Annotated in this window: 17 protein-coding genes; 11 read left to right on the top strand and 6 right to left on the bottom strand. The window is 65.1% G+C overall.

All coding sequences use genetic code 11. The features are described from left to right. Window positions 1-4: 4 nt before the first annotated feature. The 5 genes from ACEN9T_RS21860 to ACEN9T_RS21840 are packed head-to-tail and all read right to left on the bottom strand — an operon-like array spanning window position 5 to window position 3,428. Entirely contained in the window at window positions 5-586 is a 582-nt protein-coding gene (locus ACEN9T_RS21860; RefSeq protein ID WP_413707044.1) for a DUF2946 family protein, read from the bottom strand. Next, a complete protein-coding gene (locus ACEN9T_RS21855; RefSeq protein ID WP_413707043.1) occupies window positions 579-1,655 on the bottom strand; it encodes a YheT family hydrolase in 1,077 nt (358 codons plus the stop codon). Before ACEN9T_RS21855 ends, ACEN9T_RS21860 begins: the two co-directional genes overlap by 8 nt. A 34-nt stretch (window positions 1,656-1,689) precedes the next feature. Next, window positions 1,690-2,130, bottom strand: a complete 441-nt coding sequence (locus ACEN9T_RS21850) for a YybH family protein (RefSeq protein WP_024976550.1) — start codon at window positions 2,128-2,130, stop codon at window positions 1,690-1,692. A gap of 25 nt (window positions 2,131-2,155) precedes the next feature. Further along, window positions 2,156-3,181 (bottom strand): lipopolysaccharide heptosyltransferase II, encoded by a 1,026-nt coding sequence (gene waaF, locus ACEN9T_RS21845; RefSeq protein WP_413707042.1) that lies wholly within the window; start codon window positions 3,179-3,181, stop codon window positions 2,156-2,158. Between the two features lie 49 nt (window positions 3,182-3,230). Continuing rightward, window positions 3,231-3,428: a zinc-finger domain-containing protein gene (locus ACEN9T_RS21840; RefSeq protein WP_206272738.1), complete on the bottom strand. Its 198-nt coding sequence runs from the start codon at window positions 3,426-3,428 to the stop codon at window positions 3,231-3,233. 327 nt (window positions 3,429-3,755) lie between these two features. Here ACEN9T_RS21840 and ACEN9T_RS21835 point away from each other — a divergent pair, with 327 nt between their 5' ends. From ACEN9T_RS21835 to ACEN9T_RS21785, 11 genes are all read left to right on the top strand, one after another. Next, the gene (locus ACEN9T_RS21835) at window positions 3,756-4,550 is read left to right on the top strand and encodes an AzlC family ABC transporter permease (protein ID WP_092973121.1); all 795 of its coding nucleotides are present in this window, start codon (window positions 3,756-3,758) and stop codon (window positions 4,548-4,550) included. Continuing rightward, complete coding sequence (locus tag ACEN9T_RS21830; protein ID WP_092973119.1) at window positions 4,547-4,870, top strand: AzlD domain-containing protein; 324 nt, start codon at window positions 4,547-4,549, stop codon at window positions 4,868-4,870. Before ACEN9T_RS21835 ends, ACEN9T_RS21830 begins: the two co-directional genes overlap by 4 nt. A gap of 2 nt (window positions 4,871-4,872) precedes the next feature. Then, on the top strand, window positions 4,873-5,769 hold the full coding sequence (rarD, locus tag ACEN9T_RS21825) for an EamA family transporter RarD (protein ID WP_045203825.1): 897 nt from the start codon (window positions 4,873-4,875) through the stop codon (window positions 5,767-5,769). Between the two features lie 119 nt (window positions 5,770-5,888). Then, entirely contained in the window at window positions 5,889-7,082 is a 1,194-nt protein-coding gene (locus ACEN9T_RS21820; protein WP_092973117.1) for a phosphoglycerate kinase, read from the top strand. Between the two features lie 49 nt (window positions 7,083-7,131). After that, complete coding sequence (gene pyk / locus ACEN9T_RS21815; RefSeq protein ID WP_092973115.1) at window positions 7,132-8,571, top strand: pyruvate kinase; 1,440 nt, start codon at window positions 7,132-7,134, stop codon at window positions 8,569-8,571. Between the two features lie 87 nt (window positions 8,572-8,658). Further along, window positions 8,659-9,723, top strand: a complete 1,065-nt coding sequence (gene fba, locus ACEN9T_RS21810) for a class II fructose-bisphosphate aldolase (protein WP_092973113.1) — start codon at window positions 8,659-8,661, stop codon at window positions 9,721-9,723. Between the two features lie 137 nt (window positions 9,724-9,860). Further along, complete coding sequence (locus tag ACEN9T_RS21805; protein ID WP_413707041.1) at window positions 9,861-10,784, top strand: phosphoribosylaminoimidazolesuccinocarboxamide synthase; 924 nt, start codon at window positions 9,861-9,863, stop codon at window positions 10,782-10,784. A gap of 15 nt (window positions 10,785-10,799) precedes the next feature. After that, window positions 10,800-11,309 carry a 5-(carboxyamino)imidazole ribonucleotide mutase gene (purE, locus tag ACEN9T_RS21800; protein WP_092973737.1) on the top strand — a complete coding sequence of 170 codons (510 nt, stop codon included), beginning with the start codon at window positions 10,800-10,802 and terminating at the stop codon, window positions 11,307-11,309. 19 nt (window positions 11,310-11,328) lie between these two features. Next, complete coding sequence (locus tag ACEN9T_RS21795) at window positions 11,329-12,564, top strand: 5-(carboxyamino)imidazole ribonucleotide synthase (protein ID WP_413707040.1); 1,236 nt, start codon at window positions 11,329-11,331, stop codon at window positions 12,562-12,564. A gap of 13 nt (window positions 12,565-12,577) precedes the next feature. Further along, the gene (locus tag ACEN9T_RS21790) at window positions 12,578-13,591 is read left to right on the top strand and encodes an L-threonylcarbamoyladenylate synthase (RefSeq protein ID WP_413707039.1); all 1,014 of its coding nucleotides are present in this window, start codon (window positions 12,578-12,580) and stop codon (window positions 13,589-13,591) included. Window positions 13,592-13,736: 145 nt separating this feature from the next. Then, window positions 13,737-14,783 (top strand): SGNH/GDSL hydrolase family protein, encoded by a 1,047-nt coding sequence (locus ACEN9T_RS21785; protein ID WP_092973107.1) that lies wholly within the window; start codon window positions 13,737-13,739, stop codon window positions 14,781-14,783. 62 nt (window positions 14,784-14,845) lie between these two features. Here ACEN9T_RS21785 and ACEN9T_RS21780 read toward each other — a convergent pair whose 3' ends face one another. Then, window positions 14,846-16,018, bottom strand: a complete 1,173-nt coding sequence (locus ACEN9T_RS21780) for a tetratricopeptide repeat protein (RefSeq protein ID WP_413707038.1) — start codon at window positions 16,016-16,018, stop codon at window positions 14,846-14,848. Between the last annotated feature and the right edge of the window lie 11 nt (window positions 16,019-16,029).

Below are 16,029 nucleotides of genomic sequence, written 5' to 3'. Positions count from 1 at the left end.
GATGCTATTCCGCTGGCTGGGTCACAAAGCCATAGCGCTTTGCTACTTCCGCGCGCGCAATCGGTTCAATGTCGAATGTCCGATCACCCAGCGTCAACGTACCCAGCGCGGCTTCACACGCGTCTCCGTGCCATTTGGCTAACGAGGAGAAGGGCTCCAGATCATGATCATGCAGCAGGGCAATGATCTCTTCTGCTTCGCATCCGCCCACGCGGCCCGAGAGCAGCACGTTGCCTTGTTCATCGACAAAACAGCCGCTTGGCGAGAATGTGGCGCCGGTGGTTGTCGTGAATGCGGGCGGCGCGCCGTCGGCTGACAGCCGCGCCACCCACGGCGTGTAATCGAGTTCGACAAACACCCGCTGCGGCCCATTCTGGAAGAACCAGCGCCCTGCATCGTCATGCGCGTAGTTGCGCACGATGAAGTCGACGAGCGCCGCGTGGCGGATCGGCTCACCGGATAGATTATTGGCCTGCGCATATTCGTTGCGCATGCGCCATTGGCCACGCCGATCCAGCGCCAGCCAGCCAAAGCAATTCGGCACGTTCGGCCACTTGGCCATGGCCTGGCGGACGATGTCATCCATGGGCGTCTTCCGTCTTGGCTTGGCGGCCCAGCACGTCATCGAAAAAGCGTAGGACGCGTGCAGGCATCCAATCGACGCGGCCCGTCTTGCCATGGCGCAGCAGGAAGCCGACATGGCCGCCGTGCAGCGGTTGGTCCAGCGTGATGTCGGGTGACACTTCGGCCGAGCCGGGCAGGTGCTGTCCGGGCAAGAACGGATCGTTGCGCGCGTTCAGCACCAGCGCGGGTACGCGCACCTCGCGCAGCACGGGTTTGGACGAAGCGCGTGTCCAGTAGTCGAGCACGTCGCGAAAACCGTGCAGCGGCGCGGTGACAAGATTGTCGAACTGCCCCAGCGTGCGCGTGGCCATCATGGCGGCGCGGTCGTACAGACCTGGGTGCTGATCGAGCTTGGCGTTGGCTTTGTCTTTGAGCGTACGCAGGAACATGCGCGTGTAGACCATGTTGAAGCCCTTTGACAACGCTGCGCCGCCCGCTCGCATGTCCAGCGGTGCAGACACCGTTGCAGCCGCGCTCACGTAGCGCGCATCGGTACCGTGTTCGCCCAGGTAGCGCAGCAGCGCATTGCCGCCCAGCGAGATGCCGACGACCAGCAGCTTGCGGCCCTGCGGCTGGCAAACCGTCCGATAAAGGCGTTCGAGGATCCACGCGATCTCGGCGCCGTCGCCGCAGTGGTACATGCGCGGCGCGAGGTTCATCTCGCCCGAGCAACCGCGAAAGTGCGGAATGACCCCCAGCCAGCGGCGCCCGCGCAGCGCGTCCATCAGCAGCCGCGCGTAATGGCTGCGCGAATCGCCTTCCAGACCATGAAACATGACGACGAGCGGCGCGTGCTCATCCGTTTCATGCGTGGTCCAGTCGAGGTCGATGAAGTCGTGGTCGGGCGTGTCCCAGCGTTCGCGCCGATACGCAATGCGCGGAAAGCGCCACAGGCGCGCGGGCACGATCGTCTGCGCATTGCCGCCGACCAGCCACCACGGCGAACGGAACGCATGCGGCTCGAACGGCCCTGCAAGCAGGGCGCCCAGATTCAGTTCAAGGGAGGTGGCGTGGCGAGACGGATGGGTCATCGAAAGAGACGGCGGCCACGCCCGGCGCGGCAGCTTAGTGCAGAGAGTGCGTGACGCTGGCGATGGACGCGGCCACGCGTTCTTCGGCGGCCTGGCTGGAATGCACGTGGGCGATACGCCAGCCTTCGTGGTTCTGCATCAGTACGTACGTCGTATGCACGTACAGGTCGGCCTCGGTGGCGGTGGCCGAGAAGCGCAGCGCTTCCGTGGCTTCGAAGATCGATACGCCCAGCGACGAATGCACCTGCTGCGAGAGGCATTCGATCCAGACCGGGTTCTTCTCGACCAGCGCATCAAGGCAGCCGCGCAGTTGCTCGTGGCCGTTCAGGCGTTGGCCGTCGGGCAGGATGAAGCTCACCGAGTCCTCATCGAGCCACAGCTTGAGCGCGCCATCGGCGTCGCGGCGCTTGAGCGCATCGCGATAGGCTTCGAGGATGTCCTCGGCGGCTTCGAACAGGCGGGCAAATCGTGGCATGGCGATGAAAGTTGAGGAGAGCGTGTTACTGCGGCTGCAGCAGCCGGCGCAATTCATGAAACACCATCTCGGGGCCGATGTCGCGCAGGCAGCGCAAGTGGCCCAGCGGGCATTCGCGTGCAAAGCACGGGCTGCACTCCAGATGGAGCCACATGATACTCGCAGCGGGCGACAGCGGCGGCGTGTGGCGGGGGTCGCTGGAGCCGAATACGGCCACCTGCGGGCGCCCTAGGGCAGCGGTCACGTGCATCAGGCCGGAATCGTTGCAGATGGCGGCTTCGGCGCGGGCAAGCAGTTCGATGGCCTCGTCCAGCGAGGTCTCCCCGCACAGGTTGCGCACGAACGGCGCACGCTCGACGATGGCGTTGGCCATGTCGCGGTCTTTGCCCGAACCCAGCGCAACGATCTGCGCATACGGGAACGAGCGGCGCAGCATCTGCGCCAGCTCTGCGAAGTGCTCGGCGGGCCAGCGCTTTGCCGGGCCGTATTCCGCGCCGGGACAGAAGGCAATCAGCCGCGCGTTGCCCGGAATGCCGAACTTGGCGGACGTGGCGGCCACGCGCTGTACATCAACGTCCAGCTTCGGATCAGGCAGCGTGTCGGGCAGCTTGGCGTGCGGTTTGAAAGCCAGCGCCGCGTAGTGCTGCACCATCGGCGGACGCGCGTTCTTGGGCGGATTCGGGTAGCGCACGTTCAGCACGCCCAGGCGCGACTCGCCCTTGTAGCCGATACGCAGCGGAATGCCGGCCAGCCACGGGATCAGCGCGCTCTTGAACGAATTCGGCAGCACGTACGCTGCATCGAAGGTTTCGGCCTTGAGCTGCTGGGCGAACATCGTGCGGCTACCGAGCTGCAGCTTGCCGTGGGCGAGTTCGGTCGGCAGCACGCGCGCGATCTCGGGCATGCGCGCGAGCACGGGCGCGACCCATTTTGGGGCGATGGCGTGGATTTGCGCGCGCGGGTGCCGCGCCTTGAGTTGCGCGAACAGCGGCTGCGCCATCAGCGCATCACCGATCCAGTTGGGGGCGACGACGAGAATCTTGCGCATCATCGAATCGCCAAGCGAGTGCGGCGACCGGTGTACTGCAGGTGAATCGGGCTCAATGGTGGCCCTTCAGTTCAACGCCGGCGGCCAGCTTGTACACGGTGCCGCAGTAGGGGCACTTGGCTTCGCCGGTGTCAGCGATGTCGAGGAATACGCGCGGGTGGTAGTTCCAGGCCGGCGTTTTGGCGGTCGGGCAATGCAGCGGCAGGTCGTCTGCGCCGATTTCGATCGTGGGTGCGGTTTGCGTGGTCATGGTCAGTGAGGAATGCCGGCGCGGTCTGAGCAGGTCAGCCACGCCGTGATATGGGCCGCAGGTTCAAGAACCGACAAAGGCGAAATTGTAAGGGGTGGGCGCAGGCGCGCCAACGCCGATTGTTGCAGTGCGTGGCGCCCGGCATAAATCGTTCGATCGGTGGGAGGCGCGCGCTTTGCCGTTAAGCGGATGCTTAACATCAAAAGTATAATCGTGTGTTTCCTACGAGCCACCCATGTCGCCCCCGACGTTCCTGCGCGCCCGCGCTGCCGGCTGCCCCTGCCCGGCTCATCAAAACGAGTCTGATTCGCCACTTTTGGGGGCGCCATGGCGCTAGTCCGCTGGGCGGCGGCGTTGCAGCGCCGCTGGGAGGCCATCGATCCGGCTGAACGGGCGGGCTTCTTTGCCGGCGTGCGAGCCTATATGCCGTCGATGCCGCCGGTGCTCGCCTGGGGGCTGGTGACCGGCGTGGCGATGAGCAAATCGGTGCTGACCATCCCGCAAGCCATCGGCATGACGATCTTCGTGTATGCGGGGTCGTCGCAGTTGGCGGTGCTGCCGCTGCTGGCGGCGGGCTTGCCGATCTGGACGGCGCTGCTGACGGCGTTCATCGTCAACGTTCGCTTCATCATCTTCAGCGCCGGGCTGATGCAGCATTTCGGGCACTTGCCGTTCATGCGACGCGTGGTCCTGGGTGTGTTCAACGGCGATCTGCCGTTCGTGCTGTTCACTCAGCAGTACCCCTCGGCCGCGCCGCAGGCGGGCAAGGAGGGCTATTACTGGGGCATGGTCCTGCTGAGCTTCGTGGGCTGGCAGGTGTCTTCCATCGTAGGCATCGTCGCGGCGAGCCTGTTTCCTGACGCGTGGGGCTTGGCGCTGGCCGGGACGCTTGCGCTCATTCCTGTCATGGTGTCGACCATTCGTAGCCGTGCCACGCTCATGGCGGTGGCTGTGGCGGCGGTGCTGGCGCTGGTTGCCTTCAAGCTGCCGTATCGATTGAGCCTCGTGATTGCCGTCACTGGCGCGATGGCTGCCGGCCTGGCCGCCGACGAAGCTGCCGCACGTCTGCAGTGGCAGCGCCGCCGTGCTGCGCAGGCGGCAGCTGACGAGGACGATGCATGACAGCGCTCGAAATCTGGCTGGTGATTGCCGGGATGACCGTGGTGACGATCGTCACGCGTTCGTTGTTCCTGATCGTGGGCAACCGCATGACTCTGCCCACCCGCGTGCAGCACGCGCTGCGCTTTGCGCCCGCTGCCGCGCTCGTCGCCATCGTCTTGCCCGACCTGCTCTGGAACCAGGGGCACTTTGACGCAAGCTGGACCAACCCGCGCCTGATGGCTGGCATTGCCGCCACCGCGTTCTATGTAGCGACGCGGCGCATGCTCGGCATGATCTTCGTCGGCATGGGCGTCTTTACCGTGCTGCGTCTCTGGGGATGAACATGCCGGGCTCCAATCGCAACGGCGCGATCTTCGCGTTTCTGGCCTACACGATGTGGGGCCTGTTTCCGCTGTACTTCAAGCTGCTCAAGGCGGTGTCGCCGGTGGAGATTCTCTCGCACCGGGTGATCTGGTCGTTGGCGGTGATGGTGGTGATTCTGCTCGTGAAGCGGCACTGGGCGTGGCTTTGGGCGCTGCGCACGCAGCCGCGTGTGGTGGGGCGCTACGCGGCCAGCACGAGCCTGTTGGCCGCCAACTGGCTGACCTACATCTGGGCCGTCAACCACGACCACGTGATCGACGCCAGCTTGGGCTACTTCATCAACCCCCTGGTGGTTGTAATGCTGGCGCTGCTGGTGCTCGGCGAGCGGCTGCGGCCGGTGCAGTGGGTGTCGGTAGCCCTGGCGGCAGCAGGCGTGGCATGGCTGACCTGGCAGGCCGGCACGCTGCCGTGGATTGCTCTGGCGCTGGCGTTTTCGTTTGGGTTCTACGGCTTGCTGCGCAAGACTTCGCCGCTGGGCGCGCTTGAAGGGCTGACGCTGGAGACGCTACTGCTGTTTCCGCTGGCGCTGGCCTATCTCGGCTGGCTGGCTTCGCAGCATCAGAATGCCTTCCTGGCCGCATCGCCGGGCACGCAGTTGCTGCTGGCGCTGGCCGGCCCGCTGACCGCTCTGCCGCTGCTGCTGTTTGGCGCCGGCGCCCGGCGCATTCCGCTCTCGCTGCTGGGTTTGCTGCAATACGTGAGCCCGACGCTGCAACTGCTGCTGGGCGTTTGGCTTTACAACGAGCCGTTTGCAGGCCCCAAGGTGGCGGGCTATGTGCTGATCTGGGCAGGTCTTGCCGTGTATTCGGCCGAAGGCTGGATGCGGCTGCGCCGTCGCACGCCGCTGCCGGCATAGTCCCCGCCAATCGGTCTCGGCAAGACGGTCGAGCCCGGAAGGTTCGGCCGAGAAACGCACGTTTTGACCAGGCGCATCGGGTAAAATCGTCGTTTTCCGCGATTTCTTCCGAAGCTGCCATGCCTCACGTCCTGCGTCTGTCCGATCTCATCTCCGAAGGAAAGCTTGCCGGTAAGCGCGTGTTCATCCGCGCCGACCTCAACGTGCCGCAAGACGATGCCGGCAACATCACTGAAGACACGCGCATCCGCGCATCCGTGCCCGCCGTCAAGGCCGCGCTGGACGCGGGTGCCGCCGTCATGGTCACTTCGCACCTGGGCCGCCCGACCGAGGGCGAATTCAAGCCTGAAGATTCGCTCGCGCCGGTTGCCAAGCGCCTGTCCGAACTGCTGGGCCGTGACGTGAAGCTCGTCCAGAACTGGGTTGACGGCGTGGATGTCGCGCCCGGCCAGGTCGTGCTGCTGGAAAACTGCCGCGTGAACAAGGGCGAGAAGAAGAACAGCGACGAACTGGCCCAGAAGATGGCCAAGCTGTGCGACGTCTACGTCAACGACGCCTTCGGCACTGCCCACCGCGCGGAAGCCACCACCCACGGTATCGCCAAGTTTGCACCGGTCGCCTGCGCCGGCCCGCTGCTGGCCGCCGAGCTGGATGCGCTGGGCAAGGCGCTGGGTCAGCCGGCACGCCCGCTGGTCGCCATCGTGGCCGGCTCGAAGGTGTCGACCAAGCTGACCATCCTGAAGTCGCTGGCCGACAAGGTGGACAACCTGATCGTCGGTGGCGGCATTGCCAACACGTTCATGCTGGCTGCCGGCCTGAAGATCGGCAAATCGCTGGCGGAAGCTGACTTGGTGGGCGATGCAAAGGCCATCATTGAGATGCTGGCAGCACGTGGCGCGTCGGTGCCCATTCCCGTCGATGTCGTGTGCGCCAAGGAATTCAGCGCCACCGCGGCCGCCACCGTCAAGGATGTGGCGGATGTGGCGGACGACGACATGATCCTCGATATCGGCCCGAAGACGGCCGCCCAACTGGCCGAACAACTGAAGACTGCCGGCACCATCGTCTGGAACGGCCCGGTCGGCGTGTTCGAGTTCGACCAGTTCGGCAATGGCACCAAGGTGCTGGCCGAGGCGATTGCTGCCTCGTCGGGTTTCTCGATTGCGGGCGGCGGCGACACGCTGGCTGCTATCGCCAAGTACAACATTGCCGACAAGGTGGGCTATATCTCCACCGGCGGCGGTGCGTTCCTCGAATTCCTGGAAGGCAAGACGCTGCCGGCCGTCGAAATCCTGGAACAACGCGCTGCCTGAGCGTAAGCGCCGCGAATACCCCCACCACAACAACGAGACACCGCCGCCCATGACCCGTGCTACCAAGATCGTCGCAACGCTCGGCCCCGCGTCCAGCACGCAGGAAGTCCTGACCCGCATGATCGCCGCGGGGGTGGACGTGGTGCGACTGAACTTCTCGCACGGCGCGGCGCAAGATCACATCGATCGCGCGCAGCTCGTGCGCGAAGTGGCGCGTTCGGTGGGTCGCGAGGTGGCCATCATGGCCGACCTGCAGGGTCCGAAGATCCGCGTCGGCAAGTTCGAGAACGGCAAGATCACGCTCGAACCGGGTGATCGCTTCACGCTCGACGCCCGCTGCGAACTTGGTAACCAGGAGCGCGTCGGCCTCGACTACAAGGAACTGCCGCGCGACGTGGGCCCCGGCGATCTGCTGCTGCTCAACGACGGCTTGATCGTGCTGCAAGTCGAGCGCGTGGTGGGTGAAGAGATCGAGACCATCGTCAAGATCGGCGGCGATCTGTCCAACAACAAGGGTATCAACCGCCAGGGCGGCGGGCTGTCGGCGCCGGCGCTGACCGCCAAGGACATGGAAGACATCAAGACCGCGATGGCGCTCGGGGCTGATTATGTCGCGGTCAGCTTCCCCAAGAACGCGACCGACATGGAAATGGCGCGCCAACTGGCCGCCGTGGCCGGTGCGCCGCACAACCACAAGACGCGCATGATCGCCAAGATCGAGCGCGCCGAGGCCATCCGCCCGGGCGTGCTCGAAGAGATCCTGGCGGCGTCCGACGGCATCATGGTTGCGCGCGGCGATCTGGCCGTGGAAGTGGGCAACGCGGCCGTGCCGGCGCTGCAGAAGCGCATGATCAAGCTGGCCCGCGAAAACAATAAGCTGGCCATCACCGCCACGCAGATGATGGAATCGATGATCGTCAACCCGGTGCCGACCCGCGCCGAGGTGTCGGACGTCGCCAACGCCGTGCTCGACGGCACTGATGCGGTGATGCTGTCGGCGGAAACCGCCGCCGGCCGCTATCCGGTCGAGACCATCGAAGCCATGGCTGCCATCTGCGTGGAAGCCGAGAAGTCGCAAACCGTGCATCTGGATGCAGACTTTCTTGACCAGACCTTCAGCCGTATCGACCAGTCGATCGCCATGGGGGCGCTGTTCACGGCACACCATCTGCAGGTCAAGGCAATTGCCGCGCTCACCGATTCCGGCGCCACGGCGCTGTGGATGAGCCGCCACGGCATCAATATTCCCATTTATGCGATGACGCCCAATGTGGCCTCGCAGCGCAAGATGGCCCTGTACCGCAACGTGCAGTCGCTGCCACTGGCCAACAGCGCCGACCGCGACGAAGCGTTGCAGCAGGCCGAAGAACTGCTGGTCGCGCGTGGCGTCGTGCAGCGCGGCGACTTCATTGTCCTGACCGTCGGCGAGCCGATGGGCCAGGCCGGCGGCACCAACACGCTCAAGATTGTTCGCGTCGGCATGCACTGACGCCCACGACGGAACGCCGTTTGCTACGTCTACCAGACGCCCACGCGTTCCTGAGACCGAATACAGATCGATCCATAGGAGAAAACCATGCCACTCGTCTCGATGCGCCAACTGCTGGACCACGCCGCTGAAAACGGCTACGGCCTGCCGGCATTCAACGTGAACAACCTGGAGCAAGTCCAGGCCGTGATGGAAGCCGCCAAGGAAGCCGGCGCACCGGTCATCCTGCAGGCCAGCGCAGGCGCCCGAAAATACGCCGGCGAATCGTTTATCAAGCACCTGATCCAGGCCGCGGTCGAGGCTTATCCGGAGATTCCGCTGGTCATGCACCAGGATCACGGTCAAAGCCCGGCAATCTGCCAGGGCGCCATCGACCTGGGCTTCGGCTCGGTCATGATGGACGGCTCGCTGCGCGAAGACGGCAAGACCCCGGCCGATTTCGATTACAACGTCGACGTGACGCGCCGCGTGGTCGAGATGGCGCACAAGGTTGGTGTGACCGTGGAAGGCGAACTCGGCTGCCTGGGCTCGCTCGAGACCGGTATGGCCGGCGAGGAAGATGGCCACGGTGCGGAAGGGAAGCTCGATCACTCGTCCCTGCTGACCGACCCCGAAGAGGCTGCCCAGTTCGTCAAGGCGACCCAACTGGACGCGCTGGCCATTGCCATCGGCACCAGCCACGGCGCCTACAAGTTCACGCGCAAGCCTACCGGCGACATCCTGGCGATCAGCCGCGTGAAGGAAATCCACGCCCGCATCCCGAACACCCACCTGGTGATGCACGGCTCGTCGAGCGTGCCGCAAGAGCTGCTGGCCATCATCAATCAGTACGGCGGCAAGATGAAGGAAACCTACGGCGTGCCCGTCGAGGAAATCCAGGAAGCCATCAAGTACGGCGTGCGCAAGATCAACATCGACACCGACATTCGTCTGGCAATGACGGGCGCGGTGCGCAAGTTCCTGGCCGAAAACCCGGACAAGTTCGACGCCCGCGAATGGCTCAAGCCCGCCCGCGAGGCCGCCAAGCAAATCTGCAAGGCGCGCTATATCGAGTTCGGCTGCGAAGGTCAGGCTGGCAAGATCAAGCCGATCGGCCTGTCGGTGATGGCGCAGAAGTACCAAAGCGGCGATCTGGCGCAAGTGGTGCAATAAGCATTTCGCGTCACATCTAACAAACGGCTGGCATTGCGCCAGCCGTTTTGCATTGCATGGGCCACCTTATGGGCCACCCCATGGGCCACGTATAATGCGGGCCTTCCACGTTTTCTTATTTCCTCTCGGGTTCCGCCGTGTCCGCCACCCCTGCATCCTCCGCCCTTTACGAATCGTCGATCACCAGCCTGCCGTTGCTCGGCCGTGGCAAGGTGCGCGAGAACTACGCTGTCGGCGACGACAAGCTGCTGATGGTCACCACCGACCGCCTCTCGGCGTTTGACGTGATTCTCGGCCAGCCGATTCCGGACAAGGGCCGTGTGCTCGCGCAAATGTCGGATTTCTGGTTCAACAGGCTGCGCCACATCGTGCCGACGCACGAGACGGGCATCGCCCCGGAAACCGTGGTGGCCCCGAACGAAGTCGACCAGGTGCGCGGCCGCGCCATCGTGGTCAAGCGCCTGAAGCCGATCCTGGTGGAAGCCGTGGTGCGCGGCTACCTGGCCGGCAGCGGCTGGAAGGATTACCAGGCCACCGGTGCCGTCTGCGGCGTGCATCTGGCCCCCGGCCTGCAGAACGCGCAGAAGCTGCCCGAGCCGATCTTCACCCCCGCCGCCAAGGCAGAGATGGGCGAGCACGACGAGAACATCTCCTTCGATGAAGTCGAGCGCCGCATCGGTCCGGACCTCGCCGCGCAGATCCGCGACGTGAGCATCCGCCTGTACAAGGAAGCCTCCGACTTTGCCGCCACGCGCGGCATCATCATCGCCGACACCAAGTTCGAGTTCGGTCTGGATGAGAACGGCACGCTCACGCTGATGGACGAGGCGCTCACCGCCGATTCGTCGCGCTTCTGGCCGGCTGATTCGTACCAGGTCGGCACGAACCCGCCGTCGTTCGACAAGCAGTTCGTGCGCGATTGGCTCGAAGCGGTGCGCATTGACGGCAAGCCGTGGCCAAAGACAGCGCCGGCGCCGCAACTGCCTGCCGACGTGATCGAAAAAACCGCTGACAAATACCGCGAAGCGCTGACCCGCCTGACCGGTGAGTCCCTGCGTTAAACCGGAGCGATGACGATGACCGCACAGCAATCCGCTCCGCTCGTTGGCGTGGTGATGGGCTCCAGCTCCGACTGGGAAGTGATGCGCCACGCCGTCGACATGCTCACGCAGTTCGGCATTCCGTTCGAGGCGCAGGTTGTCTCGGCGCACCGCATGCCGGACGACATGTTCCGCTACGCCGAAACCGCACGCAGCCGTGGTTTGCGCGCCATCATTGCTGGCGCGGGCGGCGCAGCGCACCTGCCGGGCATGATCGCCGCCAAGACGATCGTGCCGGTGTTCGGCGTGCCGGTGCCGTCCAAATACCTGCGCGGCGAAGACTCGCTGCTCTCCATCGTGCAGATGCCCAAGGGCATTCCGGTGTCGACGTTCGCCATTGGCGAGGCCGGTGCGGCCAACGCTGCGCTTGCTGCCATCGCGACGATCGCCACCACCGACTCGGCCCTTGCCGACAAGCTCGAAGCCTTCCGCGCGCAGCAGACAGAAGTCGCGCGCGGCATGACGCTCCCTGTGCACGGCGCTTAAGTAACCTACGACCCGATTCATGGCCGACGACCTGAACCCGCGCCTGGCGCAAGCCCACACCGCGGAATCCCGCGCGCTGAACGTTCCCAACGCGATCCTGCCCGATGCCTGGCTTGGCATGCTCGGCGGCGGCCAGCTCGGCCGCATGTTCACGCACGCCGCGCAGGCGATGGGTTACAAGGTCTGCGTGCTCGACCCGGACCCGAACAGCCCGGCCGGCACCATTGCCGAGCGCCATCTGTGCGCGGGCTATACCGATGAAGCCGCACTGGCCGAGATGGCCGCGCTGTGCCCGGCCGTCACTACCGAGTTCGAGAACGTGCCGGCCGTGGCGCTCGATCGCCTGGAGCAACTCGGCGCGTTCGTTGCGCCGCGTGCCAACTGCGTGTCGATCGCGCAGAACCGCATCGCCGAGAAAAAATTCTTCGCGCTGTGTGCCGCACGCACCGGCATCCACCCCGCACCGAGCTGGGTGATCGAGCACGAAGCCGATATCGAACAACTGCCCGCCGACCTGCTGCCCGGCATCCTGAAGATTGCCCGCATGGGCTACGACGGCAAGGGCCAGGCACGTGTCTCGACGGTTGAAGAGCTGCGCGCCGCCTGGGGCGCCATGCAGCACGTGCCGTGCGTGCTGGAGAAGATGCTGCCGCTGGCGTACGAAGTGTCGGTGTTGGCCGCGCGCGGCGCTGATGGCACGACCGCCACTTGGCCGCTCGCCGAGAACGAACACCGTGACGGCATTCTGTTTTCAACGACCATGCCCTCGCGCAGCGTGTCGGACGACATTGCCACGCGCACTCGCGCCGCCGCTGCGATGATCGCCGAAGAAATGGGCTACGTCGGCGTGCTGTGTATCGAGTTCTTCGTGCTGCAGGACGGCTCTCTGGTCGCCAATGAAATGGCGCCGCGTCCGCACAATTCTGGCCACATCACCATGGACGTGTGCGAGACCAGCCAGTTCGAGCAGCAGGTGCGCGCCATGGCTCGCCTGCCGCTGGGCAGCACGCGCCAGCATTCACCGGGGCGCATGCTGAATGTGCTGGGCGACGTGTGGTTCGAATACGGTTTGGAACGCACGCCCGCGTGGCACGAAGTGATGGGCCACAGCGGTGCGAAGGTGCATCTGTATGGCAAGGCCGACGCCCGCCCAGGCCGCAAGATGGGCCACGTAAATTGTGTCGGCACCTCGCCGGAAGTGGTGGACGAAGCGTTCCGCCATGCCGCGCACGTGCTGGGCCTGCAGCCCGCCTAAAGACGAGTCGCCCATGCCGCATCGGACCAAAACGCCCTACACCATGCCTTCCGCCGAACGCCTTGATGAGGCTGCGCGCAGGCTGGAGGCGGGCGAGCTGGTCGCCTTCCCGACCGAGACCGTGTACGGACTGGGCGCCGATGCCGAAAACCCGCAGGCCATCGCCAAGATCTACGCGGCCAAGGGCCGGCCGTCCAATCACCCCGTGATCGTGCATGTGGTGGATGGCGCCGATATTTCCTACTGGTCCGACGATGTGCCCGGCATTGCACTGCAACTTATCGAAGCTTTCTGGCCCGGGCCGCTCACGCTGATCCTGAAGCGTGCGCCGCACATTCCTGCGGCCGTGGCGGGCGGGCAGGACAGCATCGGCCTGCGTTGCCCGTCGCACCCGGTGGCGCAGGCGTTGCTGTCGCGCTTCAAGCGTGGGCGCGGCGGTATTGCGGCGCCGTCGGCCAACAAGTTCGGCCAGGTCAGCCCGACCACCGCGCAGCACGTGCGCGATGAATTTGGCGATGCCGTGTTCGTGCTCGAAGGTGACGGCGTGGACGTGGGCATCGAATCGACCATCATCGATCTTTCGCGGCTGGATCAGGGCATTGGCCCCGTGCTGCTGCGCCCGGGCGCCATCACGCCCCAAGACATTGAACGCGTGACCGGCGAAGTGCCTGCCCTGCCGGACGCCACGGCGCCGCGTGCTTCCGGCACGTTGAAGGCGCATTACGCGCCGCGCACGCCGTTGTATCTGCTGTCGGTCGCCGATGTGCCTGCGCGCCTGGCTGCGCTGCCTGCGGACAAGCGCATCGTGTGGCTCGGTGCCCCCGTGGCAGTGCGTGACGGCTGCGATCAGCGCGTCGCTCCGGCCACACCCGCCGCCTACGCCAATGCGCTCTACGCGCTATTGCGCGAACTCGACCGCGGCGGTTACGACGCCATCTGGGTGGAAACCCTAGCCGACACGCCCGCCTGGGCGGCCGTCAACGATCGCCTGCGTCGCGCGGCCGCCGCGTTCGAGACGGACCTCTAATTCTTACGGGGCGCGCGTTCTCCGTGCGCCCGGCAACCTCGCTACACTTGGGCGTTGTGTCGTTCCGCGTGCTTCAAACGCGCACGGCGAGGTTACGCACCGCGGCACCACAGACCAAAAAAATTCCACACGGGAGACAGACATCATGAAGTTGCGTCAATGGATGGGCGTCGTCGCATCGGCGACCCTGGCCTTGAGCCTGGCCGCTTGCGGCGGCGGTGAAAGCGATCAGAGCGGCAACCCCAACGTCGCCAAGGTGCAGCGCATGGTGGTATTCGGCGACAGCCTGAGCGATGCCGGTACCTACACGCCGGCAGCCGCTGCCGTGGGCGGCGGCAAGTTCACCACCAACCCCGGCCCGATCTGGGCGGAAACCGTGGCTGCGCAACTCGGTGTGACGCTCACGCCAGCCGTGATGGGTTACGCGACCTCGGTGCAGAACTGCCCGAAACCGGGTTGCTTCGACTACGCGCAAGGCGGCTCGCGCGTGACCGACCCGAACGGCATCGGCCACAACGGTGGTGCTGGCGCGCTCACGTATCCGGTCAAACAGCAACTCGCCAACTTCTACACGGCCAGCAACAACACGTTCAACGGCGACAACGACGTGGTGTTCGTGTTCGGTGGCAACAACGACATCTTCTACTGGGCTGCCGCTGTGGCGACACCCAACTCGGGTGTGACGCCTGCCATCGCCACCGCGCAGGTGCAACAGGCGGCGACCGATCTGGTCGGTTACGTCAAGGACATGATCAGCAAGAACGCGACGCAGCTCTACGTGTTCAACCTGCCCGACAGCAGCCTGACGCCGCAGGGCGTGGCGGGTGGCGCGGCAGGCCAGGCGCTGCTGCATGCGCTGGTGGGCGCGTTCAACGCTACGCTGCAAGCCGGTCTGGCTGGTACCAACGCTCGCGTGATCGACTTCAACTCGCAGTTGACGGCTGTGATCCAGAACGGCGCGACGTTCGGCTTCAGCAATACCAGCGTGCCGGCGTGCGATGCAACCAAAATCAACGCACTCGTGCCGGGAGCGGGCGGCAGCTCGCTGTTCTGCTCCGCCAACACGTTGGTGACGGCAGGTGCCGACACGTCGTACCTGTTTGCTGACGGCGTGCACCCCACCACGGGTGGTCATCGCCTGATCTCGAGCAACGTGCTGCAACGCCTGCTGGCTGACGGCGTGACGCACTGATCGAGCACCACTGAGCAAAACGCCCGCGTGAAGCGGGCGTTTTCGTTTGTGGCGATGTTTTCCTACTTGGCGTCGGCGGTCGGCAATGTCACGGCCAGGCGGGCCAGCGTAGCCTTGAGCACATCGTTCTGCGGCGACATGGCGAGGCCCTGCTTGAAGCAATCGTGCGCTTCGTCGGCGCGGCCCAGCTTCCACAGCACTTCGCCCTTGTGTGCAAGGCCTTCCGCGCGTGCTTCGCGTACCGCTTCGTCGTCTGCGTCGTAGTCGCCGTCGGGTTGCGTGAAGACGGCGATGGAGCGGTCGAACCACGTCAGCGCTTCGTCGTTGCGGCCGAGCCGGTATAGCGCCCAGCCCTTGCTGTCGAGGGCGAATGGGTCGTCCGGGTGCTTGGCCAGATAGGCATCGATCATCGACAAGCCGCGCTCCATGCGCAGGCCCGCGTCAACAAGCTCGTAGCCGTAGCTGTTGAGGCGGTCTTCCGGCACCGGCTGCAGATCGAGGGCGAGGTCGATGCGGGCCTCATCGCGTGCGGCAATTGCCAGTGACATCAACTTGCGCGCGATGCGGCTCTGCAGGTCATCGCTGAGTGTCGCTGCGTTGGCCGTGAGCGTGCCGAGATACTGCGAATAGAGATCGGGTGCGCCCTGCGAGTTGCTGCTATCGGCGATCGCACGGCCTTCGCCGGCGCACCAGGCATCGTCGGCCGGCGTGAGGATCACCGTATTTTCAAGGTGCACGGTGCGGGACTCGCGCGACTGCACGTAGGCGGTATAACCGCCGGCGCTGGAGCGCCCGCAGACCAGGTATTCGCCCACCACATCGATCAGATAGGGGTGGCCCGCGATCGGTGCGCCGCCGAGCGAATCGACCAAGCGGAACGATTCGCCGAGGTCGCCATTGCCGACGACGGGATTGAGCACCCAGCGTGCCGCCGCATAATGTTTTGGCAACCGGATTTTGGCCGTATGCCCGGCGCCGTCGGTGGTGCCAAAGATCACGCTGTCGGTTTCGCCTACCTGCGGCGGCCTGCCGACGATGGTGTGGCCGGGCAGGAACAGGCGGTAGCGCGCGTTGGGCATCGGGCGCCCGGTCGCAGAATCGATGAGCACGAATTGGTGAATCTGCGCACCGCGCCCGAGGGTGGTGTTCGGGGCGACCCAATCACGTGCAGCGGCTGGCAGGGCCGAGCAAAAAAATGCCGCGCCAAGCAGCGCGGCCGATAGACGGGAAAGCATGTTGTTAGGAG

This window comes from Ralstonia sp. Ralssp110 (assembly GCF_047325135.1).
Lineage (GTDB): Bacteria > Pseudomonadota > Gammaproteobacteria > Burkholderiales > Burkholderiaceae > Ralstonia > Ralstonia mojiangensis.
Note: the sequence above shows the minus strand (reverse complement) of the source record. Positions and strands in the feature narration are given on the sequence as shown.